The sequence below is a fragment of the Nocardia jiangxiensis NBRC 101359 genome (genome assembly GCF_000308615.1).
GTDB lineage: Bacteria > Actinomycetota > Actinomycetes > Mycobacteriales > Mycobacteriaceae > Nocardia > Nocardia jiangxiensis.
Map to the genome: position 1 here is coordinate 77,235 of NZ_BAGB01000043.1, position 19,145 is coordinate 96,379.

Sequence of the window (19,145 nt, forward strand, 5' to 3'; positions counted from 1 at the left end):
CCCGTGGTGCTGCGGCCGGACGCCGCGCAGACGCGGATCGACACCATCTCCGACGTGACGGTGTGGACCGGCGCCGCCTGGCGCCCGCACACCGACGTGCTGATCACCGACGGCGTCGTCACCGAGGTCCGCGACCATGTCCCGGGTACCGCCGGGCCGGGCGTGCTCGACGGCGTCGGCGGCCACCTCATCCCCGGTTTCGTCAATACGCATACGCACGTGCAGCAGTCGCTGTGCCGCGGTGTGGGCGAGGGCCGACCGCTGCTGGAGTGGTTGCTCGCGGTGGGCGAGGCGATGAACGCTGTCACCCCCGAGCGGGCGTACCTCGCCGCCGTGGCCGCCGCACTCGAGGGCCTGCTGTCCGGCACCACGACCCTCGTGGAGCACATGTGGCCGCATCCCGACCCCGAGGTACACGACGCGGTGCTCGCCGCACTCTCGGACGTCGGGGTGCGGGCCGTCCTGGGCCGGGGTATCGCCGACCGCGAAGATCCCACTCGCCGTTGGGGTTTCGACCCGAGGCTGATCCAGCCGCTGGATACCGCGCTCGCCGACACCGACCGGCTCGCCGCGGCCGCCGGCGACCGCATCACCCTGGGGCTGGCCGTCCCGAACGCCCGCTCGATGACGATCGAGGGCATGCGCACCGCAGCCGCATTCGCCCGGGACCGCGACCTCACCGTGATGATCCACCTGTCCGAGACGGGCACCGACGACGCGATGTGCCGTGCGAATGCCGGTCTGTCAGCGATCGACTATCTCGCCGAGGGCGGTCTGATCGGCGAGCGCCTGCTCGCCGTGCACGGTGTCGAACTCGACGCGCACGCACGCCGGGCACTGTCCGCCGGAGGCGTTGCCGTGTCGTGGAACCCGGTGTCCAACATGCGACTCGGCTCCGGGGTCGCCCCCGTCCGCGAACTGCTCGCGGACGGGGTCGCCGTCGGGCTGGGCGTGGACGGCGCCGGGTCCAATGACCGCCAGGACATGCTGGAAACGCTGCGCGCGGGCGCATATGTCCAGCGCGCCCACGCACGCCGAGCCGACCTGTTCGATATCGGGTCGATGCTCGCGATCGCCTGCGATGGCGCCGCACGGGCACTCGGGCTGCCCGTCGCGCCCACGCCGGGCGGGGTGAGCGTCGGACGCCTCGCCGACCTGACGCTGCTGCGGTTCGATCGGGACTTCGCCTGCCTACCGGTGAGCGATCCCGGTGCGACGCTGCTGACCTGCGGCACACCACGCATCGTCGACACCGTGCTGGTGGGCGGCGATGTCGTCGTGGCTGACGGCCGTAGCGCGCGCATCGACGTCGACGCACTGACCGCGGCGCTCGTCGCGCTCGGCCCGCACGGGACACTGTGAGGACAGGGGCAGATCACCAAAAATGTTGGCCGCGTGAGCATCTTGATGCGGCCGATATCGATTTCGCACGTGCCGGCGGTCCGGCTCACGGCCCCGGGGACGTCGCGGGGCGCGGGGCGCTACTCGCCGGATCGGACGAGTTGCTCTGTTGCGGTGCGGTATTCGACCGTGGCGCCACTTGACAGTTGTCGGCCGCCGGGACACCGGACAACCGCTCGCCCAGCCAGTGCGTGGACCCCAGGAACCCGTCGAAGTACCCGAGAATGTGCTCACCACCCACGATGCTCTTCGTGGCCGGGACTCCGAGGGCACACTGCTGGTCGAAGAACGCATCGGCATTCGCGACGGGTATCCAGGGGTCGTGCAGGCCGTTGTAGACGTAGATCGGCATGCCCGCCTTCTTGCCCTTCAGGCTCAATCGCCGGAACAGCATGTCGGCGAATTCGGTGTGCAGCGGATCGCGCATATTCGCCAGGGCCGCATAGGGTACGAACACTCCGACGTCCGCCATCGTGGAGCTGCACACGTCTTTGAGCGGCGAGATCGCCGCCCACTGCGCGAGATGATTCATGCGGCCGAGGATTTCCGGATGTTCTCGGGCCAACGCGAGGGTGACGCTCAGCATCAGTCCCGAGGCGTAGGTGCCGTCGAAGGTCCTCGCGAAGGATTCGTAGTCGACGGGCAGCCCGCCCATCGCCGCGCCGACCAGGTAGGGGCTCAGTTCCGGCGCGTATTCGCTCGACAACATCGACGCCGAGTAGCTGGCGATGGCGCCGCCGGAGTAGCCGGTCATCGCGAATCGGCTCTCGCCGAACTGATCCGGCATCAGGTGGCGCACCGCACGCACGGTGTCGAGCATGATGTGCCCGGCCACGGTCGGCTCGGCGTACGACATCAAGGGACCTTCGTGGTCCGGGATCACCACCGCGTAGTTCTGACTCGCGGCCCACATGGTCGGCGACGGGACGAAATCGTTGCCGTTGCCGGAGGTGAGGTCGTATCCGTGGGAGAACACATAGCCGGGTGTGCAGCGCCGGTTGAGCGCGTTGATCGGCGGCGCGTTCAACAGCACCGGGCGACTTCCCGGCCCGGTCCACTTGTTGAAGGGCAACAGGAGCGTCGCGGTCCCGAACGAGGGCTCACCGGCGGAGTTCGTGGTGCGGAACTTCAGCTGAACCGCGTGCTGAACCGGCGTCAACACCGTCAGGAAGACCATCGGCACCGCGGGCCAGGTGACATCACGCGTTTGGATGATGTCACCGGGTGCGTACTGCGCAAGATTCGCCGGTGCGACATCGAAGAACGGATCTCCGGTCGGACTGGACTGAATCGCCTTCCACAACCCGCCCGGCGATGCCTCGGGCGCGGCGGCAGCGGATCCGGTCCGGGGCAGGATCGAGGCCGGTCCCGGAATATGGTCATCGATCCATCGCTGGAACGCCGACGGCCCCGGATCCGCTTGTGCGGCAGGAGGAGTCGGTCCGACGGCAGGCGGCGCGGTCGGATCAGCGGCGGAGGGCGCAGCCGGAACGGAGGTGGCGGGAACAGCCGGGTCCGGCGTGGACGGCGCGGCCTGATCGAAGGTGGACCGCGCGCCCGGTTCGGGGGTCGACGACACGCTCGAACCGGGTGCGGACGGAGCTGCCGGTTCGGCAGTGGTCGGTGCAGGAGTCTCGGACGACGGGTCGGCCACCGCGGCGGGCACCTGCCCGAGCGTCAGCGAACAACCCATCACCATCGAGACCGCAATGCTCCGTACACGTTTCACGACAACACACCCGCCCTGTAGGAGTTGTACTCGAACCGAAGACTGTGCAGCTGTGGAGAGTCCCGGTAGTCCGGCAAGCACGAAAACGAGTCGGCAAAAGGCCGAGGCCGCACCGACTTCCGAAAGATACCCCCGGACCAGCACAATTCCGCGGATCTGCGACGACACACCGAATCGTGTCGGCCCGCCGATCCTGGTCGAGAGATGACCGCCGGAGGCGGACAACCATGTTCAGGCAGACTGGACGGATGCCACATTCCGCCGCGTACCGCCCCACACCGGCAGATCTGGCCGCAGCGGAGGGCCGGACCATTCCCGATCTGCTGGCGCCGGATCTGCGGGTTCTGTTCTGCGGGATCAATCCGGGCCTGTGGTCGGGGGCGACCGGTCACCATTTCGCCCGGCCCGGAAACCGCTTCTGGCCCGCGCTGTTCCGGTCCGGCTTCACCCCACGTTTGTTCCGTCCCGACGAGCAGGAAGAACTGCTCGCCCTCGGGCTGGGCATCACCAATGTCGCCGCGCGTACGACGGCGAAAGCGAACGAACTCACGTCGCAGGAATTGCGCGAGGGCGGCCGCGCGCTCACCGAACGAGTGCGAGACAATCACCCGCGCATTCTGGCCGTCCTCGGCCTGGGCGCCTACCGCACCGCGTTCGGCCGACCGAAGACCACTGTCGGACCACAGTCCGAGACATTGGGCAGCACCCGTATCTGGGTGCTGCCCAACCCGAGCGGTCTCAATGCCCACTACACACTGGATGCGTTGGCCGTCGAATTCCGAAAGCTGCGGGAGACAGCAGAATTCGAGTGAGATCGACGGACCCCTCGCCCGCGACGACCGGACTCATCCGCTCGTCGCGGGCAGGGGCTGCCGGGTGCGAGTCCGGCACACCCGGCATCAGTTGCGGTACCGGAACAGGATCCGGCCGCGCGTGAGGTCATACGGACTCAGCTCGACCAGTACCCGATCCTGCAGCTGGATCTTGATGTAGTTCTTCCGAATCTTCCCGCTGATATGCGCGAGCACCTGGTGCCCGTTCCGAAGTTCCACCGTGAAAGTGGCGTTGCGCAGGCACTCGATGACGGTGCCCTCGATCTCGATTCCCTTCCCGTTGTTACTCATCGCAGCACCAGCTCGAGGTTGCTGCTGACACGCTGCGCTCCGACACCGTCGAACAACGCGACGGCGGCAGCGTTCGATTCGTTCACTTCCGCTGTCGCCCTTGGTATCCCGCGCTCGTGTAGCGCACCCAACGCGTGCGCCAGCAGCGTCCGCGCGATGCCGCGCCGCTGCTGATCGGCCCGCACGGCGATCAGCCCGATCCGCGGCAGCCGAGTCACCTGCACGACGCGGATCAGTCCGACATATCGATCGGGCTGTGCCGCCACCGCGTATTTCGACGGATCCACCAGGGTGTCGCCTCCGGCGCGCGGCAGCACCTCGGCAGGCATCTCCCGCCACCCGACGGTCGCGGCCACCTCGTCGCGAATCGCTCGATCCACCTCGCGCAGTGCGGTTTCCACTGCGGCACCGGCAGCCACGATCGTCGTATCCGACGGCGGGACAACCGAATCGAGCCCGGTGACCCGCGGATCGGTCGGCACGAGACATTCCCATTCCCGGCGACGGATGGTGAAACCCGCACGCTCCCAACAGGTTGCCAGGTCCCGATCGGCCTCGTCGAGCACCGTGTACAGCGGTCTGGGCAGCTCTGCCAGCATCGCGGCGGCCAGCGGCGCGAAGGCCTCGTCCAGCCAGGTGTCGATGCTGACGAACAGCCGGCCGTCGGGCCGCGGCGAAACATCACCGGACCCGATCAGCAAACCGCGATTCACCGCCTGCCACTGCGTCTTCGAGACGCGTGTAATGACAGTGGTGTGTCCGTTGGAACCGGACGTGAAATCTACAGAATTCAAATTTATCGCCCTTTCGGAGCAGCCTTGACGACAGGCGCTCCCGGCGACAGCTAGATCGTTCGCCCAACCGTGACGTCGAGAGGGAGCTCCCACTTCGATACAACGTTCATGGGTCTCACCTCCTCGGGCATTGTCACGGTCCGGATGACGCTACCGGCCACTCCCACACCGGGCAAATGATTTTCCGCCGATCTCCCCGGCGGCAGCCTCGGCGGGGAATCAGGCGGCCATCGTCGCGTGCATCTCCCACACGATGACCTCGGCGCCCGTATCCGTGGTCAGCGCCTGTCCGCCGCCGCGCAGGCGAACGGCGTCACCCTCGTCCAGGACCCCGGCGCCTTCCATCGCGACCCGCCCTCGCGCGAGGAAGACGTGTAGGAAGGGCGCGTCCGGGAGCGTGATCGGATCCTGCCCCGGCTGCATCCGCGCCACGTGCATCGTGGCGTACCGGTTGCTGATGCGGATCGCAGCGTGGTCGGCGTGCTCGGGCATGCCCGATGCCACGGGAACCAAACCGCCGGACAGCAATTCGCCGTCGATCTCGAGCTGCTCGTACGACGGCGTGATTCCGGCCTCGTCGGGCAGCACCCACATCTGGACGAAGTGCACGGGATCCTCGTGGCGGGCCGCGTGTGCGGAATCGGCGGCGGACAGGCGCCAGGAGTCGTTCTTCTCCGAGTGCAGGATGCCGGTACCCGCACTCATCCGCTGCGCGAGCCCGGGGTAGATCACCCCCGAATTACCCATCGAGTCCTGGTGCACGAGCGACCCCTGCAGGACCCACGTGACGATCTCCATATCCCGGTGCGGGTGCGTCTCGAATCCCATTCCCGGCGTGACGATGTCGTCGTTGTTCACCAGGAGCAACCCGTGGTGGGTGTTGTCGGGGTCGTAGTGGCCGCCGAACGAGAACGAATGCTTCGAGTCCAGCCACCCCGCGTCGGTGGCGAACCGCTCGCCCGCGCGGCGGATGTCGACGGATGGTTCGGCGTGCTGCATATCGGTACCTTTCACGCTCACAGGATCCGGCTTCCGTACATCTGGCCCAGCGGGTCGGCGATCAGCTCGATCCGGGCGCCGTCGGGGTCGCGGAAGTACATCGACACCTCGCTGTGCTCGGCGAACTCGACCTCGGCATCGGTCAGCCTGTCGCGCAGCCTCTCCCACTGCGAGAGTTCGAGGCTGATCGCCACGTGGTGCAGGCCCCCGAGAACCTCCTGGTACGGACCGAGGTCCAGGCCCGGAAAGTCGAAGAACGCCAACAGATTCCCGTTACCGATGTCGAAGAAGAAGTGCGAAGACCCCGGGTAGTCGCGGTTCTCGATCAGCTCGACCAGCGGGAATCCGAGCAGGTCCTGGTAGAACCGGACGGTCCGTTCGACATCCGCGGAGACCAGCGCCGTGTGGTGCAGCCCGCGAGCGGTGGATGCGGGAGCGGCGTCGTGCGGGCGCATGTACTTCTCCCGCAGCCGCGCACGCATCGTTTCCTGCTCCGCGGAACGCCGCTGCTCGGTCTCGTTCATCTCTCCCGCTCCTCCTGCCCGTTATCGAGGCGACTCCCTAACGGTACTCCAAGTAGTTTCCTAGTCAACTATTTCGCGACATGGGTCGACACATGGCCGGCAGGGGGATGCCGTCAGGCCCGGTGTCGGGCGGCGGCTCGCTGCGCGGCAGCGGGGTCCATATGTTCGACAACTCGGGTCAGGACATCGCCGAGCCGGGCGACCTCGTCGGGGGTCACGGCATCGAACAGATGCTTGCGAACCGTGTCGACATGCCCTGGAGCGGTGTCGACCAATTTCTCCCAGCCCGCGGCGGTCAATACCGCCCACACGCCACGGCCGTCGTCCTCGCAGTCGACCCGCTCCGCCCACCCGGCGCGAACCAACCGGGCCAGCGCACGAGAGACTCCCCCGCGGGTCGTCATGATCCGGTCGGCGACATCGGCCATCCGCAATCGCCGATCGGGAGCCTCCGACAACGCGACGAGAATCTCGAAGTCCGCGAACCCGATCCCGCTGTCCCGGGACAGCTGCCGCTCCATCGCTCCCTGCAGCAGTCGCGATGCGTCGATATACGCCCGCCACGTTCGCGCCTGCTCCGGCTCGAGCCACTGCGGTTCGGATACCTCCACTCCCCCACCGTACCCGGATGGTTGACGGCGAAATTACCCACTGGAAATGGCTCGTCGCACACCCACGCCGTAGCCGACCGCATTCTGATTCGTGCTCGAAACCGCTGGCGGTAGTGCGAAATGCGGCCCCGGGCCCTACGGTCGGGAGATCTTGTGCACTGGCGGCGAGGCCCAGGAACCGTTGAACGTGAGGAGAGATCGGTGGACACCGAGCGACGGATCGGTATCCTCGCGTTCGACGGGGTGAAATTGCTCGACGTCGCCGGTCCCAGCGAGGTCTTCCAGGAAGCCAACCGATTCGGCGCGCACTACCGGCTGGTGATGTGCTCGCCCGACGGCCGCGACGTGTCCACTTCCACCGGCCTGCGGATCAGTGTCGACACGGCAGCGGCCGAGGCCACGCACCTGGATGTGGCGATGGTGGCCGGTGGCGACGCGCTGCCCACCCACCCGATCGATCCGCAGCTCACCGCCGCGGCCGCGACACTGCACCGACAGGCCCGGCAGACGGCCTCGATCTGTACCGGCGCGTTCATCCTGGCCGCCGCGGGTCTGCTCGACGGCCGCCGGGCCACCACCCATTGGAAGCACGCCGGCACGCTCGCCCGCGCCTATCCGGCCATCCGGGTGGAGCCCGATGCGATCTATGTGACCGACGGACCCGTCCTGACCTGCGCGGGCGTCACCGCAGGTATCGATCTGTCGCTCGCTCTGGTCGAACGTCATCACGGTCCGGAGCTGGCCCGCGAGGTCGCGCGTTCGCTGGTGGTCTTCCTGCAACGGCCGGGCGGGCAGTCGCAATTCTCCCCCGCGATGCGCGCCCCCGTACCGCGCACCGCGCAACTGCACGAACTGTGCGCCACCATCGCCGCCCAGCCCGTCGGCGACTACTCGGTCGCCGCGCTGGCCGCGCTCGTGCACCTCAGCCCGCGCCACCTCACCCGGATGTTCCGCGACGAACTGGACACCACCCCCGCGAAATACGTCGAGTTGATTCGGCTCAACACCGCGAAGGATCTGCTCGACGCCGGGGAGTCGGTGACCGCAGCCGCCGAACACAGCGGATTCGGCAGTTCGGAAACCCTCCGCAGGGTGTTCCTGCACCATTTCGGCGTCTCCCCACGCGCCTACCGGCACCGCTTCCACAGCGCACTGCGCGAGTGACCCGAACGGTAGCTGCGGAGTAGCCTGACACCATCTGTCCGGCGAGTTGTATTCGCCGGGATCGGCACACAGTCGGGTCCGTGCACGACGTCTCGATCTGTGGGATGTCCGGCGCGGATCGCGGGGCGCGGAAGCTGTCCAGCGCGAGAAGCTGCATCAACGGTATTCGTCCACACCGATCGAGGAGATGATCCGATGACATCCGAGCAGACGCACCGCACGACCACGGAGGCAGGCATTCCGGTCGCCTCCGACGAGCATTCGCTCACCGCCGGTCCGGACGGCCCGATCCTGCTGCACGACCACTACGTGATCGAGCAGATGGCCAACTTCAACCGCGAGCGCGTGCCCGAACGGCAGCCACATGCCAAGGGCGGCGGCGCATTCGGCCGGTTCGAGGTCACCGGCGACGTCAGCGGGTACACCAAGGCCGTGCTGTTCCAGCCGGGCGCGGAGACCGGCGTGGTGGCTCGGTTCTCGACCGTGGCCGGTGAACACGGCAGCCCGGACACCTGGCGTGATCCGCGCGGTTTCGCGCTGAAGTTCTACACGCCCGAGGGCAACTACGACATGGTCGGCAACAACACCCCGGTGTTCTTCATCCGCGATCCGATGAAGTTTCAGCACTTCATCCGTTCGCAGAAGCGCCGCGCCGACAACAACCTGCGCGACCACGACATGCAATGGGATTTCTGGACGCTGTCCCCGGAGTCGGCGCATCAGGTCGCCTGGCTGTTCGGTGACCGTGGCATCCCGCGCAGCTGGCGGAATATGAACGGCTACTCCAGCCACACCTACATGTGGGTCAACGCGGCCGGTGAACGGTTCTGGGTGAAGTACCACTTCATCACCGATCAGGGCATCGAGTGCCTGACCCAGGCCGAGGCCGATGCCCGCGCCGGATCGGATTCGGACTTCCACGTCCGGGATCTGTGGACCGCGATCGAGCGGGGCGACCACCCGGCCTGGACGCTGAAGGTGCAGATCATGCCCTACGCCGACGCGGCGGAATACCGGTTCAACCCCTTCGATCTGACCAAGGTGTGGCCGCACGCGGACTATCCGCTGCACGAGATCGGGCGGATGGTGCTGGACCGGAACCCGCAGGACTACCACTCGCAGATCGAGCAACTGGCCGTCGAGCCGAGCAACATGGTCCCCGGCATCGGCCCGAGCCCGGACAAGATGCTGCTGGGGCGCATGTTCGCCTACCCCGACGCGCACCGCGCCCGGATCGGCGTCAACTACAACCAGCTCCCGGTCAACAGCACACTCGCCCCATCGCACAGCTACGGCACCGCCGGGCACATGCGCTACCGCTACGCCACCGACCCGGTGTACGCACCCAATTCCAAGGGCGGACCGAGCGCGGCCACCACCGGCCCGGTGGACAACGGCTGGCACGTCGACGGCGAGATGGTGCATGCGGCCAACACCCTGCATCCCGCCGACGACGACTACGGCCAGGCCGGGGAGCTGGTGCGCCACGTCATGGACGACGCTCAGCGAAACCGCCTGGTGGACAACGTCTCCGGCCATCTCACGGCCGGAGTGAGCGAGCCCGTGCTCGAGCGCGCCTTCCGGTACTGGCGCAACATCGACGCCGACATCGGCAACCGGATCGAGAAGAACGTCCGAAACCCGCACAGCTGAGCCGAATCTCGACACCGAAGGCGTAAACAATGACTCTCATGCACGAATCCGTCGCCGGGATCACGATCCCGGACACCATGCTCGCCCGCGAAACCACCGAACTCGTCCGCGAGAGCACCAGCGAGCTGATCTACCACCATTCCCGTCGCGTCTACCTGTTCGGCAGCCTGCAGGGGCGCAACCGCGACCTGAGTTACGACCCCGAACTGCTGTACATCGGCGCGATGTTCCACGACATCGGACTGAACGAGCGGTTCCACCACAGCGGACACCGCTTCGAGGTCGACAGCGCCGACGAAGCCCGCCGCTTCCTGCGCAGCCACGACGTCCCCGAGGACAGCATCCGCCGCGTGTGGACGGCCATCGCCCTGCACACCACCCCGGGCGTTCCCGAATTCATGGAACCCGAGATCGCGCTCGTGACCGCGGGCGTCGAGTACGACGTGCTCGGCATCGGCTACCACGACGTCGACGCGGCCGACCGCCGGGCGATCACCGCGCTGCATCCGCGGCCGGACTTCAAACGCGACATCCTGCGAGCGTTCACCAATGGTGTCGCGCCCAAACCGGATACGGCGTTCGGCACGGTCAACGACGACGTCCTGGCCCACTTCGTGCCCGGCCACCAGCACACCGACTTCGTCGACATCATCCAGAACTCCCCCTGGCCCGACTGACCGAAACAGGAGCCCGTCATGACCACCATGCACACCGCCACCGGATTCCGCGCCTCGGTCCGGCTCAGCGCCCACCTGCAGCGCATTCTGATCGATCTGATCACGTTGCAGCTCAACGCAAAACAGACACACTGGAATCTGGTCGGCCGCAATTTCCGCGATCTGCACCTGCAACTCGACGAAATCGTCGATCTGGCGCGCGAATCCGCCGACACCGTCGCCGAACGCATGCGCGCCGTGCACGCGGTCCCCGACGGCCGTCCCACCACCGTCGCGGCCGACACCGATCTGCCGCAGCTGCCGCCCGGCGAGCAGAACACCAGCACGATCGTGGACCTGATGACCGATCAGCTGTACCGCACCGCCGGCGCACTCCGCACGGTCCACGACGAGGTGGACGCCGAGGATCCCACCACCGCCGATCTGCTGCACCAGATCATCGGTGGCATCGAGAAGCAGGCCTGGATGCTCGGCTCGGAGAGCCGGAGCGTCTGATCACTCGCGGGCACCGAACCGGGGGCCGCCGAGGAATGTCAGGGCTTGTGCGCCACCACTGCGAACATGGTCACCGAGAAGTGATAGTCGCCGGACTCGGTGCCGCGCTCGATGTCGGCAAGGACGCGGTCGCGCTGGGCAGCGGTGATCAGCCCGTCGGCGAGGCCCCGTTCGGTGACCGCGGTGTACATCGGGAGTATCGACTCCGGTTCCCAGATCACGGCCTCGGAACCAACGTCGTCGATCACCAGCCCCGCCTCGACCAGTCGGCCACGCAAATGCCTGCCGGAGTTGCGATTCGGGCTGTTGGTCTCCATTCGCTGCTGCAACGCCGCGATCACTTCCGGATCGCCGGGATGGAAGATCGCGGTGGACCAGTCGCTGTCGATCAGCACCGCGCGTCCGCCCGGTCGCAGCACCCGCGCGATCTCGGCGGTGGCCTTCGCCGGATGGTCGAGGTGCTGATAGACCCGTTCGCAGCGAACCGCGTCGACGGAGGCGTCCGGCAGCGGCAGGTCGTAGGCCGATCCCTCGATGAACTCGGCCTTCACATCCGCGGCGCGCTCGCGTGCCACCGCGAGCATCGCCGGATTCGGATCGATACCGATGGCCCGTCCGGACTCGCCCACCAGGGCGGCCATATCCACGACCTCGGTTCCGGTCCCGGAGCCCAGGTCGACGGCCGTATCCCCGGGGTGCAGGGCCAGCGCGGCACGCGCCCACTCGCGCATCCGCACCACACCCGGTAAGGCGGCCTGGTTGTCGAGTATCCGGACGATCAGGTCCTGCTCCGGGTGGTCGACTCGGTCGATGTGGAAGGACGGGAGGCCCTGTTGATCGCTCACCCACGCCAGTATGCCCGCGCGTCCGGTCGAACACGCTCAGCGGCGGGCGGGTCAGTACCTCCACCGGGACGCGTCGGTGATCTCTTCGGGCGTGGCGTCGGCGAACAGTGCGATCTCACCGCGCCGGACACTGCCGATGGTGTCGGCGAGTTCGTCGCCGAATGCCGCGCACAGCACGTCATCGGTGGCGAACGCGGCCACCGCGTCCGCGAGCGTCGTCGGCAACCGGGTGATCCCCCGCGCGGATCGGGTGGCGGAGTCCAGCCGGGCCGGGTCCCCGTCGACCGGCTCGGGCAGGGTCGCGCCCGCGCGCAGACCCGCCCGGCCCGCCGCCAGCAGGCCCGCCAATGCCAGGTAGGGGTTGGCGGCGGCGTCGAACGTCTTGACCTCGATATTGGCCGCGTGATCGCGTTCGCCCTCACTTCCGGTGATGTAGCGCACGGCGGCCTCCCGGTTCTCCAGACCCCAGCATCGAAAGACACCGGCCCAGTGACTCGGCTGCAGCCGCAGATAGCTCGCCACCGCCGGGCAGCCGACGGCCAGCAGCGCGGGCAGATGCTCCAGGATCCCCGCGGCGAAGTTCTCCCCTTCCGCACCGATTCCGAAAGGCCCGGGGCCGCCGCACATCCGGTTCATGCCCTCGCGCCACAGACTCAGATGTACGTGGCCGCCGTTACCGACGACACCGGGCACGACCATCGGGCTGAACGTGGCCCGCAATCCGTGCGCGCCGCTGACGGCCCGGACGACCTCGCGCACCAGCACCGCGTTGTCGGCGGTGTGGACGGGATCGCCTGCGGCAACGGATAGTTCGAACTGACCGACCTCGTATTCCGGATGGATCTGCTCGACGGCGACGCCGCTGTCACGCAACTTCGACACCACGTCGCGCAGGTAGGCAGCAAGCTCGCTCACTCTGGCCATGCCGTACGCGGGCGCCGAGGTGGCGGGGTGAAAAGTGTCGGGGTCGTGCGGGTCGGGGTGTGCGACGGTCCATTCGAACTCGATCGCGGTGCACAACTCGTAGCCGTCGTCGGCCAGTTCGGCGACGAGCCGACGCAGCAACAACCGGGGGTCGCGCGGATGCGGCGCGCCGCTCTGCGCGTAGCGGTCCGCGGGGGCCCACGCCCAGCCCGGGAGCGCGGCTACCGGGGTGACTCGTTCGACATCGGGGTACAACCGCAGGTCGCCGGTCGGGCCACCGGCGACATGGCCACTCAGGATGGAGTCGTCGACCAGGAAGGCGTCGAAGACCGGCGAGGCTCCGACGCCCCACGCGGCGGCATGGGAGAACCGTTCCACCGGAACGGCTTTCATGCGGACGATACCGCTGGTGTCGACCCAGGTGACCGCCACGAGGTCGATGTCCCGGGAACTCAGTGTGGCGGCGACGGCACTCGCCCGATGAGCGCGGTCGCGGCGCAGTTGCTCGGTCAGTGGTTCCATATCGACTCCCCGGAGTTCGATGGAAGCCGGCACAACCAGACATTCACCGGCAGATCGGCGTACTCGAGACTACGCGCCTACGTGAAAAAGGAAATTTCGATGCGTAACCGATGCGCACATCCTACTCGATGGCGAACCACAGGCACAGGCTGCCAATCCGGCAGCAGATGACCGAGGTTCCGCAAACCAGGAATGAGCCCTCGTCGCACCTCGATACCGCACCCCGGCCGAAGTCGATGATTTCCATCCACTGATGCATCGTTCATGCATCGATTGCTGTAGTATTGGCTGCAGACGTCGAGGGAGGACCCCCATGGGCCGAAACGCATCCGACCAGCCCGCTCCCGACCTCGGAGAACCGTCCGGCACCCATATCGCCGCAACGCCGACCCGAGGAGCGGACGTGCGCGCCACCGTCGATAGTTGGATTCAATTGTGTTCTCCCGCAAAGCTTCTCACTGACCATCCGATGGACACGGCGGATGGCGTCGCGTGGTGGCGTATCGCGGTGCGGGATCGGGTTCTCACCGAACTGGACGCATTTCTGCGCGAGAACCGGATCGGCGCCGTGCACGGGATCGCGCTCGACCAGGTCGCCCGCCGATACGTGGCGGGCGGCAAATGCCTGCGATCGACGTTCATGTACATCGGCTGGTTGTGCGGCGAGGCGCCCGATGCCGCCGCACTGCGAGCCGCCGCCGCGCTCGAACTGGTCCATGCCTTCGCGATGATCCAGGACGATGTGATGGACGAGTCGGCGCTGCGCCGTGGCGCGCCCACGGGACACATCGCCTTCGCCGACGCACACCGGGATCGGCGGATGCCCGGCGACGCAACGCGTTTCGGCGAATCAGCCGCCGTGCTACTCGGCGACATCTGCTTGGTGTGGGCCGACAAGATGCTGCGCGACAGCGGGATTCGTCCCGAGTACCTGCACCGCGTGTGGCCCCGCTTCGACGCGATGCGCATCGAGCTGGCCGTGGGCCAGTTCGGGGACCTGCTCAACGACGTCCGCACGGATCCAGATTTCGCACAGGTGTTGGCGCTGGCACGGGCGAAATCCGGCAACTACACCGTGCGCCGCCCGCTCGAACTCGGTGCGGCGATGGCCGGATGCGACGAGGCGACCCTGTCGGCGCTGAGCCGGTACGGGCACGCGGTGGGCGAGGCATTCCAGATGCGCGACGACCTGCTGGGCGTATTCGGAACCGCCGCCGCCACAGGCAAACCGGGTGACGGAGATCTGACCCAGCACAAGGCGACCACCGTGGTGATCGCCGCCCGGCAGTTCGCCGCACCTGCCGCCCGGCGCCAAATCGACACGCTGCTGTCCGCGCCGGTCCTCGATGCCGCGGCGACCGACAGACTCCGGGCCCTGATCACCGCATCCGGAGCGCCCGCCCGAATCGAGAAGATGATCGGCGATCGCCTCGGCGAGGCGCGGCGCATCACCGAGGGCGCGGCCCTGGCCGAGCCGATGCGGCGCGTGCTCGACGGTATGGGACTCATCTGCGTCACCCCCCACTCATGAGGAGGAAGCCCCATGCGCACGACCACTGGTCGTAGCGAACGCGTCGTCGTGGTCGGAGCCGGCCTGGCCGGACTGTCGGCGGCGCTGCATCTCACCGGTCGTGGCCGTGAAGTCACAGTGCTGGAACGTGATTCGGTCCCCGGCGGCCGCGCGGGTCGCCTCGACGTGGGCGGCTACCGCCTCGACACCGGCCCGACCGTGCTGACGATGCCGCACGTGGTCGAGGAGGCATTCGCCGCCGTCGGCGAGCGGATGGAGGACCGTCTGTCGCTCGCGGCGGTGGATCCGGCCTATCGCGCCCATTTCGCGGACGGGCGGCACCTCGAGGTCCACAGCGACGGCGATCGGATGGCAGCCGCGATCACCGAATTCGCCGGGACCGGGCAAGCAGCGGGATACCGGCGTCTGCGCACGTGGCTGACCCGGCTCTACCACGCCGAATTCGACTCGTTCATCGCCGCGAATTTCGATTCACCGCTGTCGGCGCTGCGTCCCTCGCTGGCCCGGCTGGCGGCGCTGGGTGGATTCCGCCGTTGGGACCGCGCGGTCGCAGCGCACATCGATGATCCGGATCTGCGGCGGCTGTTCACCTTTCAGTCGCTCTACGCCGGCGTCGCGCCCGGCCGGGCGATAGCGGCATACGCGGTGATCGCCTATATGGACACCATCGCCGGCGTCTGGTTCCCGCGCGGCGGTATGCGGGCGCTGCCCGACGCCCTCGCTGCCGCGGCACACGACGCCGGTGTGACGATCCGCTACGACACCGCCGTGACGAGCCTGGAACGCACCGGCTCCCGGATCCGCGAGGTCGTCACCTCGACCGGCGAGCGCATCGCATGCGATGCGGTCGTGCTCACCACCGAGTTGTCCGAGACCTACCGGCTGACCGGCCATTCCCCGCGCCGCCCCCTGCGTCCCACGGCGGCGCCGTCCGCGGTCGTGCTGCACGTCGGATGCGAGGCGATGCCCCGGGCGGCGCATCATCACCTGCTGTTCGGCCGCGTCTGGGACGAGGCGTTCGACGACATCATCACCCGCGGCGGCGTCATGACCGATCCGTCGCTGCTGCTCACCAGGCCCACCGCCGCGGATCCCACCCTCGCCCCACCCGGTCGCGACCTGCTCTACATCCTCGCTCCGGTACCCAATCTCGTTCGGGGACCGATCAATTGGGACCGATTCGGTCCCGCCTACGCCGAGGAGATGCTGACCACCGTCCGCGACCGCCTGCCGATCCCGCTGTCCGATCCCCGGTTGCTCCACATCACCACGCCCGCCGACTGGGCCCGGCGCGGGATGCTGGCCGGCAGCCCGTTCGCGTTGGCGCACACCGTCACTCAGACCGGCCCCTTCCGTCCGGCCAATATGATCCGTGGGCTGGAGAACGTGGTGCTGGCGGGCGGCAGCACCGTCCCCGGTGTGGGCATACCACCGGTGCTGATCTCCGGGCGGCTCGCAGCCGACCGCGTCACCGGACCGATACCTTCTGCCCGGCCCGCACGCCGCTCTGTCCGCTCGACACCGACCGCCGCCATCATCCGCTGATCGGAAACTCATGTCCCCCAACGTTTTCGTCGACAACGGCCGCACCGATGCCCAGCTGCAGCGGTCCTATCGGGCCTGCCGGGCCCTCAATGCACGCCACGGCAAGACCTTCTTCCTCGCCACCCGGTTGCTGGCCCCCGATCAGCGTCCGGCGATCCACGCGCTGTACGGCTTCGCCCGCCGCGCCGACGACATTCTCGACGACATCGACCCGAGCCGTGCGGTCACCGAGCGCGCGGCGCGACTGGACGCGCTCGCCGGGCAATTCATCGCCGAGGACGCCGATGCGGACGCGGTCCTGCCCGCCGTCCTGCACACCGCACGCTCCTACCGGATCTCTCCGGAACTGTTCGCCTCGTTCCTGGATTCGATGCGCATGGACCTCACCGTCACCGACTATCCGAATCGGCGCGCGCTGGACCACTACGTGTTCGGTTCCGCCGAGGTCATCGGATTACAGGTGCTACCGGTGCTGGGCACGGTATGCCCGGTCGACGAGGCCGCCCCCTACGCCGCCGCGCTCGGAAAAGCCTTCCAGCTGACCAACTTTCTGCGCGACGTGGATGAGGACCTGGTCCGGGACCGGGTGTATCTGCCGGCGGACGAACTGGCCGCGCACGCCGTCGATCGGGATCTGCTGCAGTGGTGTCAGGCGCATCGCCGCACCGACCCCCGTGTCCGGCGCGCTCTGATGGCCCAGCATGCGTACACCCGCGACGTCTACAACCAGGCCCGCGCCGGTATCGCTCTGCTCGCGGCGCGGTCACGGCCGTGCGTGAGCACCGCGCTGACCCTGTACTCGGAGATCCTGGATCGCATCGAAGACCTGGATTTCGACATCTTCGTGCACCGTGCCCGCGTCGGCACCCCCCGGCGCGCCGCGGTGGGCAGCCGCGGCCTGGCCCGCGCGCTCTGGTCCCGGCACGCCTTTCCTGCGACTACGAAACCGGCTGGGCCACAGCCTCTTCAGCCGCTCCGGTGATATTGCGGGTCATCCCGCCGAAGACGAGCGCGTGGAAGGGAACGATAGCCTTCCAGTACAGATGACCGGCCAGGCCGTGCGGTTCGAACACCGCACGCTGCCGGTAGACCGTGCCACCCGCATCCGTGTCGACGCTCAGCTCCAGCCACGCCCATCCCGGCACCCGCATCTCCGCGCGCAACACGAGGGTGTTCGACCGTTCGATGCGTTCCACTCGCCACCAGTCCAGTGCCTCACCGGCGTGCAGCCGGTGCGGGTCCCGTCTCCCCCGGCGCAGTCCGGCGCCTCCGGCCAGGCGGTCGATCCAGCCACGCAACGACCAGGCCAGCGGAAACGAGTACCAGCCGTGTTCGCCACCGATGGATTCGATCACCGACCACAGCGTCGCCGGATCGGCCCGGGTGTGCCGTTCTCGAACGTCGAGGTAGACCGACCCGCCCGACCATGCGGGGTCGGTGGGTAGCGGCGAGGACGGTTCACCACCGAGTTGGTCGGCATCCGACCAGCGGGTGGGCACGTCCAGTTCGCGGATGCGCGCCAGCGCCAGTTCGACCGCGGTGCGATAGCCGATCGGCCCCCTCGCCGGATCGGGTATGTGCTCCGCGATCACGTGATCCGCACAGATCACATCGTTGACCAGCGATTCCATCAACGGCACCGCGATCGCCCTGGGCACCGGGGTGACCAGATCGACCCACTGCGCCGACAGCCACGGGGTGAGCACCGGGACCGGCAGAATCACCCGCCGCGGCAGCCGCGCCACTTCCGCGTAGTCGCGCATCATCTGCTCGTAGGTCAGGACGTCCGGGCCGCCGATATCGAACGCGCCCCGCACATCCGGCGGAAGTTCCGCCGCACGGGTCAGGTAGTACAGCACATCCCGCACCGCGATCGGCTGGATGCGGTTGCGCACCCAGCGCGGGGTGACCATGACCGGCAGCCGTTCGGTGAGATAACGCAGCATTTCGAAACTGGCCGAACCGGATCCGATGATCACCGCGGCCTGCATCGCGATGGCCGGCACCGACCCCTGGAGCAGAATTCTGCCGACCTCGGCACGGGAGGACAGGTGCCGGGACAGCCGCTGGCCGGGCGGAACGATGCCGCCCAGGTACACGATCCGGCGAATCCCCGCCCGCGCCGCCTGTTCGGCCACCAGTGTCGCCGCCTGGCGGTCGATTTCGTCGAAATCCGCTCGCGTCAGCGAATGCACCAGGTAGTAGAGCACATCCGCATCGGCGCACGCCGCGGCCACATCGTCGACGCAGAGCACGTCACCGCGCAGGACTTCCACCTGGTCGCGCCAGCGGGCGTCGTCGAGTTTGGCCGGTGTGCGGGCCAACACCCGCACCTGGTGGCCCGCGGCCAGCAGCTCGGGTACCAGTCGGCCGCCGATGTAGCCGGTCGCACCGAACACCACACATCGCATACCGTCTCCTGATCACCGAATCGGTTACATGCCGGGCACTTCCACGATCGGCGCGGGATAGGTCGCACGGTCGACGTCCTCACGCCACGGCCGGTGTATCGCCGAGCCCGGCAGCTGGGCGAGTTCGGGCAGCCAGCGGCGGACGTACGCACCGTCGGGATCGAAACGTTGCGCCTGACGCAGCGGATTGAGCGTT

The 19,145-nt window shown here is 67.9% G+C and carries 19 protein-coding genes; 9 read left to right on the plus strand and 10 right to left on the minus strand.

Annotated features, from left to right (window positions below; all coding sequences use genetic code 11):
- The first annotated feature begins 6 nt into the window (after positions 1–6).
- Positions 7–1,362, plus strand: coding sequence for an amidohydrolase family protein (locus ON40_RS18750; protein WP_245567883.1), 1,356 nt, complete (start codon positions 7–9; stop codon positions 1,360–1,362).
- A gap of 85 nt (positions 1,363–1,447) precedes the next feature.
- Here the strand turns inward: ON40_RS18750 and ON40_RS18755 are convergent, their stop codons facing one another.
- Positions 1,448–3,130, minus strand: a complete 1,683-nt coding sequence (locus tag ON40_RS18755; RefSeq protein ID WP_051193280.1) for a lipase family protein — start codon at positions 3,128–3,130, stop codon at positions 1,448–1,450.
- 248 nt (positions 3,131–3,378) lie between these two features.
- Here ON40_RS18755 and mug point away from each other — a divergent pair, with 248 nt between their 5' ends.
- Positions 3,379–3,942, plus strand: a complete 564-nt coding sequence (gene mug, locus ON40_RS18760; RefSeq protein ID WP_040824766.1) for a G/U mismatch-specific DNA glycosylase — start codon at positions 3,379–3,381, stop codon at positions 3,940–3,942.
- An 87-nt stretch (positions 3,943–4,029) separates the two neighbouring features.
- Here the strand turns inward: mug and infA are convergent, their stop codons facing one another.
- The 5 genes from infA to ON40_RS18785 form a co-directional block, all read right to left on the minus strand.
- Complete coding sequence (infA, locus tag ON40_RS18765) at positions 4,030–4,254, minus strand: translation initiation factor IF-1 (RefSeq protein ID WP_040824768.1); 225 nt, start codon at positions 4,252–4,254, stop codon at positions 4,030–4,032.
- Entirely contained in the window at positions 4,251–4,967 is a 717-nt protein-coding gene (locus tag ON40_RS18770; RefSeq protein ID WP_245567879.1) for a GNAT family N-acetyltransferase, read from the minus strand. Before ON40_RS18770 ends, infA begins: the two co-directional genes overlap by 4 nt.
- A 300-nt stretch (positions 4,968–5,267) precedes the next feature.
- Positions 5,268–6,047, minus strand: coding sequence for a pirin family protein (locus tag ON40_RS18775; RefSeq protein ID WP_040824775.1), 780 nt, complete (start codon positions 6,045–6,047; stop codon positions 5,268–5,270).
- 17 nt (positions 6,048–6,064) lie between these two features.
- The gene (locus tag ON40_RS18780) at positions 6,065–6,571 is read right to left on the minus strand and encodes a VOC family protein (RefSeq protein WP_040824777.1); all 507 of its coding nucleotides are present in this window, start codon (positions 6,569–6,571) and stop codon (positions 6,065–6,067) included.
- A gap of 113 nt (positions 6,572–6,684) precedes the next feature.
- Entirely contained in the window at positions 6,685–7,182 is a 498-nt protein-coding gene (locus ON40_RS18785; RefSeq protein WP_040824779.1) for a MarR family winged helix-turn-helix transcriptional regulator, read from the minus strand.
- Between the two features lie 201 nt (positions 7,183–7,383).
- On the opposite strand from ON40_RS18785, the gene ON40_RS18790 reads away from it, so the two are divergent.
- The 4 genes from ON40_RS18790 to ON40_RS18805 all read left to right on the plus strand — a co-directional run bounded on the left by ON40_RS18790 (position 7,384) and on the right by ON40_RS18805 (position 11,171).
- A complete protein-coding gene (locus ON40_RS18790; protein WP_040824782.1) occupies positions 7,384–8,346 on the plus strand; it encodes a GlxA family transcriptional regulator in 963 nt (320 codons plus the stop codon).
- 195 nt (positions 8,347–8,541) lie between these two features.
- Complete coding sequence (locus ON40_RS18795) at positions 8,542–9,999, plus strand: catalase (RefSeq protein ID WP_040824785.1); 1,458 nt, start codon at positions 8,542–8,544, stop codon at positions 9,997–9,999.
- 38 nt (positions 10,000–10,037) lie between these two features.
- Positions 10,038–10,676, plus strand: a complete 639-nt coding sequence (locus ON40_RS18800; RefSeq protein ID WP_083895762.1) for an HD domain-containing protein — start codon at positions 10,038–10,040, stop codon at positions 10,674–10,676.
- An 18-nt stretch (positions 10,677–10,694) separates the two neighbouring features.
- Complete coding sequence (locus ON40_RS18805) at positions 10,695–11,171, plus strand: Dps family protein (protein ID WP_040824791.1); 477 nt, start codon at positions 10,695–10,697, stop codon at positions 11,169–11,171.
- 38 nt (positions 11,172–11,209) lie between these two features.
- Here ON40_RS18805 and ON40_RS18810 read toward each other — a convergent pair whose 3' ends face one another.
- Positions 11,210–12,016, minus strand: coding sequence for a methyltransferase domain-containing protein (locus ON40_RS18810; RefSeq protein WP_040824794.1), 807 nt, complete (start codon positions 12,014–12,016; stop codon positions 11,210–11,212).
- Positions 12,017–12,067: 51 nt separating this feature from the next.
- Positions 12,068–13,462, minus strand: a complete 1,395-nt coding sequence (locus ON40_RS18815) for a type I glutamate--ammonia ligase (protein WP_040824796.1) — start codon at positions 13,460–13,462, stop codon at positions 12,068–12,070.
- Positions 13,463–13,931: 469 nt separating this feature from the next.
- Between ON40_RS18815 and ON40_RS18820 the strand changes: the two genes are divergently transcribed.
- The 3 genes from ON40_RS18820 to ON40_RS18830 are packed head-to-tail and all read left to right on the plus strand — an operon-like array spanning position 13,932 to position 17,520.
- Positions 13,932–14,993, plus strand: coding sequence for a polyprenyl synthetase family protein (locus ON40_RS18820; RefSeq protein ID WP_083895772.1), 1,062 nt, complete (start codon positions 13,932–13,934; stop codon positions 14,991–14,993).
- 12 nt (positions 14,994–15,005) lie between these two features.
- Positions 15,006–16,538 carry a phytoene desaturase family protein gene (crtI, locus tag ON40_RS18825; protein WP_040824797.1) on the plus strand — a complete coding sequence of 511 codons (1,533 nt, stop codon included), beginning with the start codon at positions 15,006–15,008 and terminating at the stop codon, positions 16,536–16,538.
- 10 nt (positions 16,539–16,548) lie between these two features.
- Complete coding sequence (locus ON40_RS18830) at positions 16,549–17,520, plus strand: phytoene/squalene synthase family protein (protein ID WP_051193282.1); 972 nt, start codon at positions 16,549–16,551, stop codon at positions 17,518–17,520.
- Here ON40_RS18830 and ON40_RS18835 read toward each other — a convergent pair.
- Both ON40_RS18835 and ON40_RS54695 read right to left on the minus strand, forming a co-directional pair.
- Positions 17,477–18,949: an SDR family oxidoreductase gene (locus ON40_RS18835; RefSeq protein WP_040824801.1), complete on the minus strand. Its 1,473-nt coding sequence runs from the start codon at positions 18,947–18,949 to the stop codon at positions 17,477–17,479. The genes ON40_RS18830 and ON40_RS18835 overlap by 44 nt on opposite strands.
- Before the next feature lie 24 nt (positions 18,950–18,973).
- On the minus strand, positions 18,974–19,132 hold the full coding sequence (locus ON40_RS54695) for an FAD-binding domain-containing protein (protein WP_306305392.1): 159 nt from the start codon (positions 19,130–19,132) through the stop codon (positions 18,974–18,976).
- Positions 19,133–19,145 lie beyond the last annotated feature (13 nt).